This is a genomic window from Actinomadura rugatobispora (genome assembly GCF_042656285.1).
GTDB lineage: Bacteria > Actinomycetota > Actinomycetes > Streptosporangiales > Streptosporangiaceae > Spirillospora > Spirillospora rugatobispora.
This window is the reverse complement of sequence record NZ_JBHSON010000093.1, coordinates 31,424-47,969: the sequence shown is the minus strand read 5'-3', so window position 1 is coordinate 47,969 and position 16,546 is coordinate 31,424. Positions and strand designations below refer to the sequence as shown.

Below are 16,546 nucleotides of genomic sequence, written 5' to 3'. Positions count from 1 at the left end.
GCGGCCGTGCCGGCCCGCGTGCCGGCCGACCGCACGGCGGTGGTGGAGAGGCTCAAGGCGGATCCGGCCCTGCGGTTCAGCGAGACCGGCCGGAACCTGCTGATACTGCTGAACATCCACACGATGAAGTCGGCGGACTGGGACGACATCATCAGCAATGTCCCTCCGCACTGCGGGGACATCGTCGCCCGGCTGGCCAGGGACTGCGCGGACGTCTGGGCCGATTTCGCGGCGAAGGTCGAACGGCAGGTCGCCGGCATCGTCTGACGGCGGGCCCGAACCGCGGTGGTCTTCCCTTCCGGGGGAGGCCACCGTTCGCCCTCCCCGCCGGTCAGCCATCGCCGCGCAGCCTCGCCCGCAGATCGGTGCGGCGGTTCACCTGGAGTTTGCGGTAGACCCGGGTGAGGTGCTGCTCCACGGTGCTGACCGTGATGAGCAGCTTGTCGGCGATCTGGCGGTTGGTCCATCCCTCGGCCGCCAGCGTGGCGATCCGGCTCTCCGCCTCGGTCAGGTCGCGGGCATCGGGCTCGGGGTCGGGGGCCCGGTCGCCGGGTGCGCCCGGGTTCCGGGTGCGGCCGAGCTCTCCGGCCGCGAGCGCCGACTCGTACCGGTCGCCGCTCTGCTCCAGGACGTCGACGGCCTCCTGGAGCCACGCGTTCCGCTCGTCTCCCTCGGCGGCCATCCCCCGCACCCGCAACGAGATGCCGCGCGTCCTGGAGGGGCCCGGCGGGACGAGGGCCAGTTGCGCCTCGATCAGCTCGACGGCGCGTCCGGCGTCGCCGAGGGCGATGAGCGCCTGAGCGGCGTCGCTCCGCCAGGTGATCAGCCCGGGCCGGTCGAATCCCCAGGCGGTCATGAGCCCGCCGCAGTGCTCGAAGTCGGCCAGGGCCGCGGCCGGATGCCCGGTCGCCAGGTGGTACCGCCCGCGGGCCTGCAGGTAGTGCAGCCCGCACGGGGACTGGAACGTGGCCTCCGGCACCGGGACGTCCAGGTAGGTGGCGGCGTCCTCGAACCGGCCGAGCGCGGTGGCGGCGAGCACCATCACCGACAGCGGCAGGCCGATGGCCACGCCCCAGCTCGCCGGGGAGATCCGGGTCAGGGCGGTCCGGGCGTGCCGCTCGGCCCCGGCAGGATCCCCCTGGCGAATGGAGATCACCGCGCGGGCGGCGGCCAGGACGGCATGGGCGACCGGTTCGCGCCGGGTCGCGGCCTCGGTCAGGAGCGGGTCGCACCACGTCGCCGCCTGATCCGGCCGGTCGGCGTAGACCAGCGCCGCCAGCGCGGCGAGGGGCGACTCCGAGAGCTGCTCGCCGAGCCGGGTTCCCTGCAGGACCTGTTCGGCGGTGGCGATCACGTCGCGGTCGGACGCGCCGGTCAGCACCGCCGACAGTGCCGAGGCGGCCCGCACCCGACGGTCCGCGGAGGCGGCGGCGTCCCGCCTGCCGGCGGTCGCCGTCGACCGGGGCGCCGCGCGGCGCACCACGTCCGGGTAGACGCACGACATCAACAGCGTCACGGCTTCGAGGTGGGCCGAGGCCCCGATGGGGCGCGGTGTCCCGGGAGCGGTCAGCCGCACCAGCAGCCCGGCGGCCTCCTTCACGCGCCCGCACCACATGAGGTGGCCCAGGAGCCGGGCCGTGTGCCGGCCGGTGAGCAGGCCGTCGCATGCGGCGGAGACCAGCGCGGGCAGCAGCCGGCCCGCGGCGGACGGATCGATCCGCCACTCGGTGCCGGCCAGCGCGCTCGTGATCCGTGCCCGCTGCCGCTCGTCGGAGTCGGTCCGGTGGGCCAGCCGCAGGCAGGACAGCGCGGTGTGCGTCTCCCTGGCGGCCAGCGCCTGTTCGGCCGCCTCCTCCAGCACGGGCACCGCCCACGCGGCCTCGGTGTCGCCCACCGCGACGAGCTGGCCGGCCACGACCGCGGGGGCCGCGCCGTGCTCGTGCAGCAGCCGGGCCGCCCGGCCGTGCAGCGCGGAGCGCTCGCCGGGGGCGATGCTGTCGAGCACTCCGGCCCGGGCGGCGGGGTGCCGCCACCGGCCGCCACCGAGGAGCCCGGCCCGGTTCATCAGCTCGATCGTGTCACGGACATGCTCCGCGTCCATGTCCAGCAGGCGGCCGAGCAGAGCGCGCGAGGGTGCCGGCTCCTCCAGGACGGCCAGGGCGCGGGCGACCGCGACCATCGCCGGCCCGCCCCGCCGCAGGCAGGTCAGCAGGGCCTGGGTGTACGCGGCGTCCACCAGGGGCTGGTCCGGTGGCCGGACCAGGTGCCTGTTGTCCTCGAGCAGGGCGTGGGCGAGCAGCGGATTGCCGCCCGTGATCGCCTGCCATGTCATGGCCAGCCGATGGCCGGCCGGGTCGCCGAACCGGGGTGCCAGCAGCCGGGCCTGGCCGCGTCGCGAGAGCGGGCGCAGGCGGATGTGCCGGCTGTGCGGCAGGCTCAGCAGCTCGGCGTTGAACGCGGGGTGCTCCTGCCACGGCCCGGCCGGCTCGTTGAGGACCATCAGGACGCGGGCCGATCGCACCCGGTGGGCGGCGTAGAGCAGGAATTGCAGTGAGGCGGTGTCGGCGTGGTGCGCATCGTCAATACCGATCACCAGAGGGGCGTGCCGAGAGGCGGTGAGTAGTACATCATTCAACTTCTGGAGGACGGCTCCGGTGGTCTCGGTGATGTCGATCGGGGAGAAGTCGTCTCCGGCGAATGCCGCGCCCATTGCCTCGTCGAGGAGCCGCGTCACATCCGATCCGCCGCACGGCAGGGAGGCGATGCCGCGGAATATCTGCCGCACCACCCCGAGCGGGATCTTCCGCCGCCCCGGTGTGGCCGCCGCGCTGAGGAAGAACGCGTCGGACGCCGTCGCGGTCTCGGCGAATGTGTGCAGCAGTGCGGTTTTCCCGGCGCCCACCGTGCCGCTGACGACGGCGACTCTGCCCCGGCCGGCCTGCGATTCGCTGAAAAGGTTCGTGAGCCTGGTCAGTTCTCGTTCGCGCTCGATCAGATTCATGCCCCTGCTCCCCGAGGATGGAGGCATGCCGACCCCGGCGGCGGGCGCCGTCGCCAGTGCCGAAACCACCGTCGCTGCCATCCCCGACTCCCTCGCGTCGCAGGTCGCCCGTCCCGTGGGGCGACGACGCCAGGAGTAGATCACGCATCGAGTCACAAGGACGTAACGAGCCGCGGCGGTGCCCCCGTGCACCCGAGACTCCTGGTCAGAAGACGTTTCCGCCGCCCCCGGCCGGTGAGTCTCACCCGCCGCCGGGGTTAGATCCGGGTCGCGCCCGCGAACCTCCGCGGCGAGGCGGCGGTCGAACCGGAGTGGGTCCGCCAGAGGGCTTCCCGGCCACGCGAAAGGGTGGCGGTGCGGGGTGTTCCCGAGAGGCGCCGACCCCGGAACCCGGCGCGGGCCGGGAACCGTCCGCACGCTGTCCACCGGAGGCCGAAGGGGGTTCTTGACGCGGCGCTCGAACGGTGTCAACTGATCATAGACCTTAGAGAGATTCAAATGGCAGAAAGCGGTCAAGGTGGGGCTATGGCTACAGAGCCGTTGATCAGGAAATAATGATCACGGATTCATCACGGGGGAGTCGAAGCGTCGTAACGGGGTGGTCGGCAGCGGAGCGAGTCAAGATCATGCCGTGCCGCACACCGGCACGGCCACGGCCGGTCAATGATCGGCCGTAGTTCTGCCGGCTTCGAGACGTCGCACGCGATGACGGAGTCCACGGGGGTGATTGGTCAATGGGGGTCGCCGATATTTCTCCTACCAGGCGCCCGGTCACCGGAAGGGTGATCCTGATCGAGGGGGCGGCCGCCACGGGAAAGACGCGGCTGATGCACATCCTCGCCGGGCGCGAGGCGGCGGCCGGCTCGACCTTCCTCAGCGCCTCGGCGTCGAGCGTCGAGCGCAACCTGCCGCTGAGCTCGGTGAGCCAGCTCTTCCAGCACCCCGCGCTGACGGCCGCCGAGAGCGAACGGGCCGAACGCCTGCTGGGCGACGGCACGCTCGCCGCGATGGCGCACCGGATCGGCGCGGAGCCCGGCCCCGACGGCGACGCGGACTCCGGTGCGGTCGCCCGGGTGCCGGCGACGATCTTCAACGGCCTGAGCGCCATCCTCCTCGAGGTGGCCGGACGCGGTCCGCTGGTGATCGGGATCGATGACATCCACCACGCCGACGAGCCGTCCCTGCAGTTCCTGCTGTACCTCGGCCACCGGCTGAGAACGACCTCCGTGCTGATGCTGCTCACCGAGTGCCTGCGCCCCACCCGGCCGCACTCGCCGCTGCTCACCGATCTGCTCCGCCAGCCGTACGCCCAGCGGGTCAGGGTCAGGCCCCTCACCGGGCAGGGAGTCGCCGAGATGCTCGCCGAGCATCTCGGTCCCCTGCCCGCCCGGCGGCTCGCGCCGGAGTGCCACGAGGTCAGCGGCGGCAACCCGCTGCTCGTCCAGGCGCTCGTCGAGGACCTGCGGATGTCGGGCCCGGCCCGCCCCGCCTGCTTCGTCTTCGGGGAGGCGTTCCGGCAGGCGGTCCTGACCTGCGTCCACCGGTCGGATTCCACGGCGCTCGCCCGGGGGCTGGCGGTGCTTCCCGACCATCCCTCCCCGGGGCTGCTCGGCGAGCTGGTCCGGCTCGACGCCGAATCCCTCGGCCTGACCCGCGAGGTGCTGCGGGCCACCGGTCTCATCGACGGCGGCGGCCGGATTCATGAGGCCGTCCGCGCGGCGGTGCTGAGCGGTATGCGCCCCGACGAGCGCACGGCCCTCTACCTCCGGGCGGCGGAGGTGCTGCACGCCCACGGTGCCTCCGCGGAGGTCGTCGCCGGCAGCCTCATCGCCGCCGACCGGGCACGGGCCCCGTGGGCCGGCGCCGTGCTCCGGGAAGCGGCGGGGCAGGCGCTGGCCGCCGGCGGGGTGACCGAGGCGGTCGGCTACCTCAGGCTGGCCCTGCGGGAGTGCGCCGACGACGACCAGCGGCCGGCGATCCATCTGGAACTGGCCGGCGCCGAGTGGCAGCTCGGCCCGGCGACCGCGGCCCGCCACCTGCCCGAGCTGATCCGCGGCCTGCGGGAGGGGCGGCTCCCCGCCCACGCGGCGGCGGTCCTGGTCGCCTGGCTGTTCTGGCTCGGGCGGATCGACGAGGCGCTCGAGCTCATGCACGAGGGGGCCGGCCCCGCCGACGCGCCGACGGTGACGTACGGCACGACGTTCGACGTGCCGCTGTGGTGGCTGCGCCACGCCTACCCGGGGTTGTTCCGGCAGGAGATTCTCGACGATCTGCCGTCCCTGCCCTGCGGCCCACGAGAGAAAGCGCTTCCCACCCCTCTGGCGCCGTCCTTCGGGTGCGAGGCCAGGCTGGCCGGGACACTGGTGCGCGGCGCCCACGAGGAGACGCTCGTCGAAGCGGAGGAGATCCTCGGCGCCGCGGGCCAGACGTTGCGGACGCTGGCCCCGGTCGTCGCCATCGCGGCTCTGGTCTATGCCGACGAGCCCGGTGAGGCGGTCCGATGGCTCGACTCCTTCGACGGGTCCGCGGCACGATCGACGCCTCTGGTCAACGCGTTCGCCAGTGTCCTGCGGGCACTGATCCATCAGCGCCACGGCGATCTGGAAGCGGCCGTGACATGCGCGCGGGGGGCCCTCACGGACCTGACGCCCAAGGGCTGGGGCGTGCTCGTCGGGTTCCCGCTGGCCATCCTGGTGCTGGCCCTGACGGCGATGGGGAGGTTCAAGGAAGTCGAGGAGCACCTGGACGTGCCGCTGCCGGGCCCGCTGTTCCGCAGCCCGCTGGTTCTGCCCTACCTGCAGGCACGCGGCCGCTACTACCTCGCGACCGATCGCCCGCACGCGGCGCTCGCGGAGTTCAGGGCGTGCGGCGAGCTGATGACCTTCTGGGAGTGCGACGTGCCGGGGTTCGTCGCGTGGCGGATCGACCAGGCGGAGGCCCATCTCGCGCTGGGGGAGCGCGAGGAGGCCGGCAGGCTCGCGGCCGACCAGCTGAAGCGGCTGCCCGACGGCCAAGGGCGGCAGGCCGGCGCCCAGCTGAGGACGCGCGGGATGACCCTGCGCGTGCTGGCCGCGGCGGCCGACGCCGACCGGCGCACGGCACTGCTCACCGAAGCGGTGGAGGCGCAGGAGAGCTCGGGCGACCGGCTTGAACTGGCCCGCGCGCTGCTGGACCTGAGCGCGTCCTACCGGAGTGAGGGCCGGTCGTGCCGCGCCACGGCGCTGGAACGGCGGGCTCGCTCGCTCGCGGCCGAGTGCGGGGCCGAGTTGCCGGTGAGCATGGGCCCGGCGAGTGCGGCGGACCCGGCGGACGTCGCGGAGGGCGATGGAGCCGACCCGGGCTCCGATCCGTTGTACGGGCTGAGCGAGGCGGAGCGGCGGGTGGCCGAACTGGCGGCCGACGGCTACACCAACCGGCAGATCGCACGCAGCCTGCACGTCACGATGAGCACCGTGGAACAGCATCTGACCCGCGTGTACCGCAAGCTGAAGATCGGCCGGCGAACCGATCTGCCGCTGTTTCTCATGCCCCTGTCACGGGATTCCACCGGCTAGGCCGAGAGTGGCATTCGTCACACGCGGCTCCCGGGGCCTTTCAATGGACACCTCCGATCTGGCGGTCACCCGTACGAGGGCGTTACGATCAATTCGCCCCCGTAGCCCAAATGGCAGAGGCAAACCCCTTAAAAGGGTTCTGGTTGTCGGTTCAATTCCGATCGGGGGTACCGCACCCGCCGCCCGGCCGAACGCGGGGCCCTCCTCCGGGGCCCCGCGTTCGCTTCCGGCGTCTCGACCGCGCACGGCCCCGCGATCACGGTCGGACGGCCGGGCCCGACCGGCACCGGCCGGACGAGCAAGAGAATGAACAAAGAATATGGCGTGCGGAAACTGTGCACCACCGTCACGTTGCGGACGGTCCGGCCCTATTGGGCTGTCCAACCGTGGAGGATTCCCGCTTGGACATGGACGCTCCTTGTCGGGCGGATGCCGTCGTGTAATCCTTGGCCGGGCTCAGGAAGCGCTCCACCATCAATGCCCGGGGGATCTTCATGGCCGGACGAGGCAGCGAACAGGGCACGTGCGCGGACGGTCGCCTTATGAAAGGCGCACCCGGCGATTTCGCGCGACCGGTGGAAGAGGGCATGAACCCCGTGCTGCGCGGGTTCGTCGCGGAGCGGGAGCGGCGGAACGCGGCCGATATCGCGGGCTTCGGCCGGACGGGCCTGCGGCCCCGCGGGGCGGGACGGCCGGCGGGCATCGGCCCGCCCGACCCCGCCACCAAGATCCTCGGCCGTACCTGGGCGGCTCCGCTGGCCGTCGCCCCGCTCGCCGGGCCGGACCTGGCCTGCCCGAACGGCGAACCCGCCATGGTGCGGGCCGCCGCCGCGGCCGGTGTCCCGGTCGTGGTGAGCGCGTACACCGGCCGGACCTTCGCCGAGCTCGCCGCGACCGCCGACACGACCTGCTGGCTGCGGCTCCCGCCGTACAAGGACCGCGCGGTGACCCGGCGGCTCGTCGAGCGGGCCGAGCGGGCGGGCTTCGAGGCGCTGATGGTGGCGGCGGACGTGCCCTGCCTGACGGTGGCCGCGGCGCCCGCGCACCTGGCCGGCCCGTCCGATGCCCACGGCGACCCCGCCGATCCGGTGGAGGTCGAGTGGCTGCGTTCGGCCTGCTCGCTGCCCGTGTTCGTCGCCGGGCCGCTGAGCGCGGCGGACGCCTCGCGCGCCGTCGACGCGGGCGCCGCGGGGATCGTGGTCACCGGCCGCCCCGGGGGGCGGGGAGCGATCGACGTCCTGCCCGAGGTCGCGGCGGCCGTGGCCGGTCGCTGCCCGGTGCTGCTCGACGGCGGGGTCCGCGGTGGAGCCGACGTCCTGATCGCGCTCGCCGCGGGCGCCGACGCGGTGTGCCTCGGCCGTCCGGTGCTCGACGGGCTGGCGGCGGACGGGGAGTCCGGAGCGGCGCGCGTGCTGGACGTGGTCGTCACGGAGCTGAAGGAGGCGATGACGTTCACCGGGGCGGGCTCGGTCGCCGACATCGGTCCCGGTCTCGTACGGACGCAGCCGGGCCCGGTCGCCTCGGACCCGCCGGGCTCCGGCCCGGTGGAGCCGGCGCCCCGGCCCGCCGGGGCCGACCTCCGCAAAAGGGAGCTGCACGGCAGCGTGTCCAGCCCGGTGCTGGACACGATGACCTTCCTCAACGAGATCACCCTGCGCTATCCGGACGCGATCTCGTTCGCGCCCGGCCGCCCCTACGACGACCTGTTCCAGAACGAGCAGATCTTCGGCTACCTGCGGCGCTACCTCGACCACCTGGCCGCCCAGGGCCGCTCTCCGCACGCGCTGCGCACCAACCTGTTCCAGTACGGGCCCACCGCCGGGCAGATCCAGGACGTCATCGCCGACTCGCTGCGGATCGACGAGGACATCGACGTCCCGCCCGAGTCCATCGTGGTGACGGTCGGAGCGCAGGAGGCGATGCTGCTGGTGCTGCGCGCGCTCATCGCCGGTCCCGACGACGTGCTGCTGGTGTCCAGCCCCTGCTACGTGGGCATCACCGGCGCCGCCCGGCTGCTGGACATCGCCGTGACCGGGGTCGAGGAGCGGGCGGGCGGCGTCAGCTGCGCCGACCTGGAGGCGGCGATCCTGGCCGAGCGTGCCCGCGGCCGCCGCCCCCGCGCCTTCTACGTGGTGCCCGACCATTCCAACCCGTCGGGGACCACGATGGACCTGCGCTCGCGGCGCGAGCTGCTCGCCGTTGCGGCCAGGCACGACATCCTCGTTCTGGAGGACAACCCCTACCGGCTGGTCAGCCCCGGCCCGCCGCCGCCGACCCTGAAGTCCCTGGACCGCGAGCGCCGGGTCGTGCACCTGGGCTCCTACTCCAAGACGGTGTTCCCCGGCGCCCGGGTCGGCTTCGTCATCGCCGACCAGCGGGTCGAGGACGAGACCGGCCGGACCGGGCTGCTGGCGGACGAGCTCGCCAAGATCAAGAGCATGGTGACCGTGAACACCAGCTCGCTCAGCCAGGCGGCCGTGGCGGGCGCCCTGCTCAGCGCCGGCGGCCGGCTCTCGGAGTTCAACGCCCCGGCGGCCGCCCACTACGCGGGAACCATGCGGGCCACGCTGGAGCACCTGGACCGGCGTCTCCCGGCCGGCCGCCGCGCCGCGCTCGGCGTGCGGTGGAACAAGCCCGCCGGGGGGTTCTTCCTCACGGTCGAGGTGCCGTTCCGGACCGGCAACGCCGCGCTGAACCGCTCCGCCCAGGAGTTCGGGGTCATCTGGACGCCCATGACCTACTTCCATCCCGAAGGAGGGGGCCACCACGCCCTGCGGCTGTCCACCAGCTACCTGACCTCCGCGGAGATCGAGGAGGGCACCGCCCGGCTCGCCCACTTCATCGAGGCGCAGAGCAACGAGGCGCAGGCATGACGGCCCTCCATGAGCAGCGAGACCACAGGCGCAAGCACGGGAACGTCCCACTGTGACGGGACGCGAGAGAAAGGCGCTTTCCGTGATCGAACGCGGAGTCACACCGATCAGGAGCAAGCCACGAATGTGGGGATGGACCTTCCGATGACCTTGAACCTCGAAACCCCGGAGAACCTCGGCGCCGTACCGGAGGCCGTACCGAACGCGGGACCGGACGCCGCGTTCCTCGACGCCGAGCCCGCCTTCTTACCGCCCGGCCCCCACCTCGCCCGGATGGTGGGGGTCGGGACGGCCGTGACCGCGACCTCCTACTCCCAGCAGGAGGTGCTCGCCGCGTTCGGGATCACCGATCCCAAGGTGCGCTCGGTCTTCCTCAACAGCGCGATCGACCGGCGCAACCTCGCCCTGCCCGAGCCCGGCGCGTCCGGTGCGCGGGTCTCCGAACCGCAGGGCGACCTGCTCGACAAGCACAGGCGGCTGGCGGTCGAGATGGGCGCCGAGGCGCTCCACGCCTGCCTGAAGCGGGCGGGCGCCGAGCTCTCCGACCTCGGGCACCTGTGCTGCGTCACCTCCACCGGATTCCTCACCCCGGGGCTCAGCGCCCTGCTCATCCGCGAACTGGGCATCGACCGGCACTGCAGCCGCGCCGACATCGTCGGAATGGGTTGTAACGCCGGGCTGAACGCCCTCAACGTCGTCAACGGCTGGGCCGTGGCGCACCCCGGCCGGCTCGCCGTCGTGCTGTGCGCGGAGGTCTGCTCCGCCGCGTACGCGATGGACTCCACCATGCGGACCGCGGTCGTCAACAGCCTGTTCGGCGACGGTGCCGCCGCGCTCGCGCTGATCGCCGAACCCGCGGTGGACGCCGGCGGGCCCGCCGCGGGCGCCGAGCGGGGCCCGCGCATCCTGAAGTTCGCCAGCTGCATCATCCCCGAGGCCGTGGACGCGATGCGCTACGACTGGGACCGCGACCAGGGCCGGTTCAGCTTCTTCCTCGACCCGCAGATCCCGTACGTGGTCGGCGCGCACGCCGAGATCGTCGCCGACCGGCTGCTGGCGGGCACCGGCCTGCGGCGCAGCGACGTACGGCACTGGGTGGTGCACTCCGGCGGCAAGAAGGTCATCGACGCCGTCGTGGTCAACCTCGAGCTGAGCAGGCACGACGTGCGGCACACCACCAGCGTGCTGCGCGACCACGGCAACGTTTCCAGCGGCTCGTTCCTGTTCTCCTACGAGCGGCTGCTCGACGAGGGCGTGACGAGGCCGGGCGAGTACGGCGTCCTCATGACGATGGGTCCCGGCTCCACGCTCGAGACCGCCCTGGTCCGGTGGTGAGCGGACCTGATGAACACCGATCCAGTGGTGATGGCGGAGCAGACGGGAAAGGGCGGGGCTGACATGTTCGAGGCGGGTACTCCGGCGGGCATCGATGAGGGGCTGACGGTCCGGGTCGACGGGGCGGCCGCGTTCTCGGCCGGGACGGTCAGGGCGCTCGGCGCGGTCTGCGACCGGGCCGAGGACCACGCGGGTCCCGGCGTCGTGGTCGTCCAGGTCACGGGTGCGCCCGAGGGCGCGTGGACCGGCGCCCTCGACACGCCGCTGGTCACCAAGTGGGAGCGCGTGCTGCGGCGGCTGGAGAGGCTGCCCATGACCACGGTCGCGGTCGCCGCCGGCGATGTCGGCGGTCCGGCCCTGGACGCGCTGCTGGCCACCGACCTGCGCATCGCCGGCCCGGACGTGCGGCTGCTGGTCGCGGGCGACGGCGTGGCGACCTGGCCCGGCATGGCGGTGTTCCGGCTGGTCCAGCAGGCGGGAGCCGCGGCGATCCGTTCGGCGCTGCTGTTCGGCGTGCCCGTCGAGGCGTCGCGGGCGCTGGGCCTCGGCCTGCTCACCGAGGTGGCCGACGACCCGGCCGCCGCGCTCACCGCGGCGGCCGGGCGGTTCGGCGGCTTCTCGGGCAGCGAGCTGGCGATCCGGCGGCGGCTGATGTTCGACGCGGCCACCATGAGCTTCGAGGACGCGCTCGGCGCCCACCTGGCCGCCTGCGACCGCGCGCTGCGGCAGCTCGCCGAGGCGGGGACGGCGTCGTGACGGCGCCCGCCACCGCGCCGCCGAGCGAGGCCGTAGGAGGCGCGGCGTCCAGGCGAACCGTGCAGTGGACAGTCCTCGCGGACGCGGTGCGTCGCTTCGAGGACCTGGTGTCGGCGGCGCCGGAGCCCGTGGAACGCTCGCCCGAGCAGCGCTCGGCGATCGCGGCGGCCGCCGCGGAGGCCCGGAGGCTGCGCACCCGGTTCATGGACGCGCACGCCGACGCGGTCTACGACGACCTGACCGGGGGCCGCACCGCCCACCTGCGGATCGGGGAACTGGTCGAGGCCGCCGCGAACGCCTACCCCGGGCTCGTCCCCACGGCGGAGCAGCTCGCCGTCGAACGGGCCCGCCCGCAGGCGGGCAAGGACGGCCGGGAGATCGACCAGGGCATCTTCCTGCGGGCCGTGCTGCGTTCCCCGGTCGCGGGCCCGCACCTGGTCGACGCGATGCTCCGGCCGACCCCGCGGGCGCTGCGGCTGCTGCCGGAGTTCACCCGGACCGGCCTGGTCGAGATGGAGGCCGTACGGCTGGAACGCCGCGACGGCGTGGCGTACCTGACCATGTGCCGCGACGACTGCCTGAACGCCGAGGACGACATCCAGGTCGACGACATGGAGACCGCCGTCGACCTGGCGCTGCTGGACCCGGCGGTCGGCGTCGGCATGCTGCGCGGAGGGGAGATGACCCATCCCCGCTACCGCGGCAGGCGGGTGTTCAGCGCGGGCATCAACCTCAAGCGCCTGCACTCCGGTGACATCTCGCTGGTCGGCTTCCTGCTGAGGCGCGAGCTCGGCTACATCAGCAAGCTCGTACGGGGCCTGCGCGTCGAGGGCGAAGGCGGCGCGGAGGGCGGTACCGGAGGGGACGGGGCGTGGCAGTGGCCGACGGCGGACAAGCCGTGGGTCGCCGCCGTGGACGCCTTCGCGATCGGCGGCGGAGGCCAGCTCCTGCTGGTCTTCGACCACGTGATCGCCGCGGCCGACGCCTACCTCAGCCTGCCGGCCGCGCAGGAGGGGATCATCCCGGGCGCCGGCAACTACCGGCTCGGCCGCCTCACCGGACCGCGGGTGGCGCGCCAGGTCATCCTCTCGGGCCGCCGCATCTGGGCGACCGAGCCCGACGCCCGGACGCTGGTCGACGAGGTCGTGGAGCCGCGCGACCTCGACGCGGCCATCGAACGCGCCGTGGGACGGCTGCGCGGCCCGGCGGTGGTCACCAACCGCCGGATGCTGAACCTCGCCGAGGAACCGCCGGAGGAGTTCCGCCGCTACATGGCCGAGTTCGCGCTGCAGCAGGCGCTGCGGATCTACGGGGAGGACGTCATCGACAAGGTCGGCCGCTTCTCGACCGGGCCGTCATGACCGGCGAAGCCGGCACCGGGTCCGCGGACGACGACGTCCGGGTGCGGTACGAGAAGAAGGACCATGTCGCCCGCATCACCCTGGACCGTCCGGCGGTGCTGAACGCGATGGACCTCCGCACGCACGAGGAGCTCGCCCTCATCTGGGACGACGTGGAGGCGGACGACGAGGTGCGGGTGGCGGTCCTGACCGGTGCGGGCGACCGTTCCTTCTCGGTCGGGCAGGACCTGAAGGAACGCGCCCGGCTCAACGCCGAGGACGCGCCCCCCACCACGTTCGGCAGCCGCGGCCTGCCCGGCTGGCCGCGGCTCACCGAACGCTTCACCACCCTGTCCAAGCCGGTGCTCGCGCGCGTGAACGGCTACGCGCTCGGCGGCGGCTTCGAGCTGGCCCTGGCCTGCGACATCATCGTCGCGTCCGAACACGCCGTCTTCGGCCTGCCGGAGGTGCGGCTCGGCCTGGTCCCCGGCGCGGGCGGCGCGTTCCGGCTCGCCCGGCAGCTGCCGCTGAAGGCGGCGATGGGGCACCTGCTCACGGGCCGCCGCATGTCCGCCGCGGAGGCACTGCGGTTCGGGCTGGTGAACGAGGTCGTCCCGCACGACGCCCTGGACGAGTGCGTGGACCGGTGGACCGGTGACCTGGTCCGCGGCGCTCCGCTGTCGGTGCGGGCGATCAAGGAGGCGGTGCTGCGGTCCGTCGACATGCCTCTGGAGCAGGCGTTCGCCACGCGTTACGTGTGGGAGGAGCGCCGGATGCGCAGCCGGGACGCGGTGGAGGGCCCGCGGGCCTTCGCCGAGAAACGGGACCCCGAATGGTCCGGACACTGAGGAGGACGGCGATGACGACCAGTCCTGGGGAGAACTACGAGAGCGGATCCGGGCGGTCGCACGCGGCCCGGGTGAGCGATTCCGGCCGGCCGGACGAGCAGGGGCAGGTCCGGAGCGGAGCGGAAGGCGGGCTGGAAGACGGGCCGGAACGGGGGAGCACTCCGCGGTCCGCACTCGCCCACGAGATCACCGAGATCCTGCTGGCGCAGGCGCCCGAGCTGCCGGGCGAGCAGGTCGTGCGGGTCCGGCAGAGCCTGCTGGACCTGGCCCGCGCGCACGGCTGGTCCGGCGCCTGACCTTTTCCGGAAACCCCGTGGAGAGGGGCTCGCCGATGAATTCGGCGGGCCCCTCTCTTTTGTCCAAGTGTTTTTCTGAACAGTTGGACGGTGCGGGTAAGTGTCCATTTATGCGGCGTTGCAGGGTTCTCGGGGTCGCCGCTATCTTTGCGAAGGAATGTGCAAGAACAAGTGCTTTCCTTTGTCAAAGGAGTGATCATGGCGAATCCTTTCGATGACGAGAACGGCACCTTCCTGGCCCTCGTCAACGACGAGGGCCAGTACTCGCTCTGGCCGTCGTTCGCCGACGTGCCCGCCGGCTGGACCGTCGCGCACGGCGAGGAAACCCGGCAGGCCTGCCTGGAGTTCATCGAGCAGAACTGGACGGACATGCGGCCCAAGAGCCTCATCGAGGAGATGCGCGAGTACGAGACCGCGCGGTGACCCGTCCCCGCCAGCGGCCACAGTGAGCGAAAGGAGGTTTCCGTGCCATGATCGGCGGTCCGGGGCCGATAATCATCAACGGGTTCGGCGATGACGAAGAGCCGCCGACCCGGCAGCGGATAAAGCCGGGCACCGTCCGGCGGATCCTCCCTTACGCGAGGCCGTACCGCGTGCGCATCGCCGGTCATCTGACGCTGACCGCGCTCACGGCGTTCATCGCGGTGTCGATTCCGCTGCTGTTCAAGTACATCCTCGACCAGGGCGTCATGCCCCGTGACACCGGCATGGTCGTGATCCTCGCGCTCGCGGTCGCCGGGCTGGCACTGCTGGAGGCGGGCTCCAGGCTCGCCCAGAGCCTGCTGTCGGGGCGGATCGGCGAGGGGCTCATCTACGACCTGCGCACCGAGGTGTTCGACCATGTCCAGCGGCAGCCGCTGGCGTTCTTCACCCGCGCGCAGACCGGGTCGCTGATCAGCCGGCTGAACACCGACGTGCTCCAGGCGCAGCAGGCGGTCACCTCGCTGCTGTCGAGCGCGCTGTCCAGCCTGCTGACCCTGGTGCTGGTGCTCGGCACGATGTTCTACCTCTCCTGGCAGATCACGCTCGTCGCCCTGGCCGTGCTGCCGTTCTTCCTGCTGCCCGGCAGGCTCGTCGGGCGCCGGCTGCAGCGGCTGGTGCGGGAGTCGATGCAGCAGGACGCCGCGATGGCCTCGGTGATGCACGAGCGGTTCAACGCGGCCGGGGCGCTGCACACCAAGCTCTACGGGCACCCGAAGGCCGAGGCCCGGCTGTTCGCCGCCCGCGCGGCCCGGGTCCGCGACATCGGCGTCATCACCTCCGTCTACGGCGAGCTGCTGCTGATCACGGTGATGCTGCTGACCTCGCTGGCCACCGCGATGGTGTACGGCCTCGGCGGCGTCCTGGTCATCGACGGCGCGATCCAGATCGGCACGCTGGTGGCCCTGGCGACCCTGCTGACCCGGCTGTTCGCCCCGATCAACCAGCTGTCGAGCATGCTGACCCACGTGATGACCGCGCTCGTCAGCTTCGACCGGGTCTTCGAGATCCTCGACCTGAAGCCGCTGATCGCCGAGCGCCCCGACGCCCGCGCCCTGCCCGTCCTGTCCGCCGCGTCCCCCGTGCCCGAGAACGGAACGGCGCCGGAGATCGAGTTCGAGAGGGTGTCGTTCCGGTACCCGTCCGCCGCCGAGGTGTCGCTGGCCTCGCTCGAGTCGTTCGCGCTGCCCGTACCCGAACGCGCCCAGAACGCCATGACCCTGCGCGAGGTGAGCTTCCGCGCGCCCGAAGGGAAGCTCACCGCCCTGGTCGGCCCCTCGGGCGCCGGCAAGACCACGCTCACCCACCTGGTGACGCGGCTGTACGACCCGGACTCGGGCGCCGTGCGGATCGCCGGTCACGACCTCCGCGACGTCACGCTCGACTCGCTGCGCGAGACGGTCGGCGTGGTCACCCAGGACGCCTACCTCTTCCACGAGACCATCCGGTCGAACCTGGAGTACGCGCGTCCCGGCGCCACCGAGGAGGAACTGATCGAGGCCTGCCGGGCGGCGCGGATCTGGGAGCTGATCTCCTCGCTGCCGGACGGCCTCGACACGGTCGTGGGCGACCGCGGCCACCGCCTGTCCGGCGGAGAGAAACAGCGCGTCGCCATCGCCCGGCTGCTGCTCAAGGCCCCGCCGATCGTCATCCTCGACGAGGCCACGGCGCACCTGGACTCCGAGTCCGAGGCGGCCGTGCAGCGCGCGCTGAAGGCCGCGCTGGCCGGCCGCACCTCACTGGTCATCGCGCACCGGCTGTCCACCATCCGTGAGGCAGACCAGATCCTGGTGCTCGACGCCGGTGAGATCGGCGAACGCGGCACCCACGAGGAACTGCTGGAGCACGAGGGCCTCTACGCCGAGCTGTGCCGCACCCAGTTCGCGGCCGCCCGTCCGTCCCCCCGGAACGGTGCTCCCGCCGGCTTCCCCGGCGGCCCGCCGCCCATGCACGTCGGCGGCCCGCCGATGGGCCCGCCGATGGGGCCGCCGCCGTTCGGCCCGCCACCGGGAATGCCTCCAGGGCCCCCGCCGGGCCCGCCGCCCGGACGGTGAAGGTGCGGA

10 protein-coding genes, 1 tRNA gene and 1 pseudogene are annotated in these 16,546 nt (G+C 72.8%); 11 read left to right on the top strand and 1 reads right to left on the bottom strand.

Going from position 1 to position 16,546, the window contains the following annotated elements:
- Positions 1-267 (top strand): annotated as a pseudogene (locus tag ACFPZN_RS44270) (hypothetical protein); the annotation flags it as partial.
- Between the two features lie 64 nt (positions 268-331).
- On the opposite strand, the gene ACFPZN_RS44265 reads toward ACFPZN_RS44270, so the two are convergent.
- Positions 332-3,001 (bottom strand): AAA family ATPase, encoded by a 2,670-nt coding sequence (locus tag ACFPZN_RS44265; protein WP_378288890.1) that lies wholly within the window; start codon positions 2,999-3,001, stop codon positions 332-334.
- A 734-nt stretch (positions 3,002-3,735) separates the two neighbouring features.
- Between ACFPZN_RS44265 and ACFPZN_RS44260 the strand changes: the two genes are divergently transcribed.
- From ACFPZN_RS44260 to ACFPZN_RS44215, 10 genes are all read left to right on the top strand, one after another.
- Positions 3,736-6,555 carry a helix-turn-helix transcriptional regulator gene (locus ACFPZN_RS44260; protein ID WP_378288888.1) on the top strand — a complete coding sequence of 940 codons (2,820 nt, stop codon included), beginning with the start codon at positions 3,736-3,738 and terminating at the stop codon, positions 6,553-6,555.
- A 95-nt stretch (positions 6,556-6,650) separates the two neighbouring features.
- Positions 6,651-6,725: transfer RNA gene (locus ACFPZN_RS44255), tRNA-Leu, on the top strand.
- A gap of 417 nt (positions 6,726-7,142) precedes the next feature.
- On the top strand, positions 7,143-9,428 hold the full coding sequence (locus ACFPZN_RS44250; RefSeq protein ID WP_378288886.1) for an aminotransferase class I/II-fold pyridoxal phosphate-dependent enzyme: 2,286 nt from the start codon (positions 7,143-7,145) through the stop codon (positions 9,426-9,428).
- 144 nt (positions 9,429-9,572) lie between these two features.
- Complete coding sequence (gene dpgA / locus ACFPZN_RS44245; RefSeq protein WP_378288884.1) at positions 9,573-10,763, top strand: 3,5-dihydroxyphenylacetyl-CoA synthase DpgA; 1,191 nt, start codon at positions 9,573-9,575, stop codon at positions 10,761-10,763.
- A 9-nt stretch (positions 10,764-10,772) separates the two neighbouring features.
- Positions 10,773-11,519 (top strand): enoyl-CoA-hydratase DpgB, encoded by a 747-nt coding sequence (gene dpgB / locus ACFPZN_RS44240; protein WP_378288882.1) that lies wholly within the window; start codon positions 10,773-10,775, stop codon positions 11,517-11,519.
- A gap of 59 nt (positions 11,520-11,578) precedes the next feature.
- On the top strand, positions 11,579-12,880 hold the full coding sequence (dpgC, locus tag ACFPZN_RS44235; RefSeq protein ID WP_378288880.1) for a (3,5-dihydroxyphenyl)acetyl-CoA 1,2-dioxygenase DpgC: 1,302 nt from the start codon (positions 11,579-11,581) through the stop codon (positions 12,878-12,880).
- The gene (dpgD, locus tag ACFPZN_RS44230) at positions 12,877-13,707 is read left to right on the top strand and encodes an enoyl-CoA-hydratase DpgD (RefSeq protein WP_378288878.1); all 831 of its coding nucleotides are present in this window, start codon (positions 12,877-12,879) and stop codon (positions 13,705-13,707) included. The genes dpgC and dpgD overlap by 4 nt, the downstream gene beginning before the upstream one ends.
- Positions 13,708-13,718: 11 nt before the next feature.
- On the top strand, positions 13,719-14,003 hold the full coding sequence (locus ACFPZN_RS44225) for a hypothetical protein (protein ID WP_378288876.1): 285 nt from the start codon (positions 13,719-13,721) through the stop codon (positions 14,001-14,003).
- A gap of 198 nt (positions 14,004-14,201) precedes the next feature.
- On the top strand, positions 14,202-14,426 hold the full coding sequence (locus ACFPZN_RS44220; protein ID WP_378288873.1) for an MbtH family protein: 225 nt from the start codon (positions 14,202-14,204) through the stop codon (positions 14,424-14,426).
- Between the two features lie 47 nt (positions 14,427-14,473).
- Positions 14,474-16,537, top strand: coding sequence for an ABC transporter ATP-binding protein (locus tag ACFPZN_RS44215; protein ID WP_378288871.1), 2,064 nt, complete (start codon positions 14,474-14,476; stop codon positions 16,535-16,537).
- Positions 16,538-16,546: the final 9 nt, after the last annotated feature.

Excerpts from the sequence above, each read along its gene's own strand:
- ACFPZN_RS44265 (WP_378288890.1), bottom strand. The coding sequence starts at position 3,001 with ATGAATCTGATCGAGCGCGAACGAGAACTGACCAGGCTCACGAACCTT.
- ACFPZN_RS44260 (WP_378288888.1), top strand. The coding sequence starts at position 3,736 with ATGGGGGTCGCCGATATTTCTCCTACCAGGCGCCCGGTCACCGGAAGG.
- ACFPZN_RS44250 (WP_378288886.1), top strand. The coding sequence starts at position 7,143 with ATGAACCCCGTGCTGCGCGGGTTCGTCGCGGAGCGGGAGCGGCGGAAC.
- dpgA (WP_378288884.1), top strand. The coding sequence starts at position 9,573 with ATGACCTTGAACCTCGAAACCCCGGAGAACCTCGGCGCCGTACCGGAG.
- dpgB (WP_378288882.1), top strand. The coding sequence starts at position 10,773 with ATGAACACCGATCCAGTGGTGATGGCGGAGCAGACGGGAAAGGGCGGG.
- dpgD (WP_378288878.1), top strand. The coding sequence starts at position 12,877 with ATGACCGGCGAAGCCGGCACCGGGTCCGCGGACGACGACGTCCGGGTG.
- ACFPZN_RS44225 (WP_378288876.1), top strand. The coding sequence starts at position 13,719 with ATGACGACCAGTCCTGGGGAGAACTACGAGAGCGGATCCGGGCGGTCG.
- ACFPZN_RS44220 (WP_378288873.1), top strand. The coding sequence starts at position 14,202 with ATGGCGAATCCTTTCGATGACGAGAACGGCACCTTCCTGGCCCTCGTC.
- ACFPZN_RS44215 (WP_378288871.1), top strand. The coding sequence starts at position 14,474 with ATGATCGGCGGTCCGGGGCCGATAATCATCAACGGGTTCGGCGATGAC.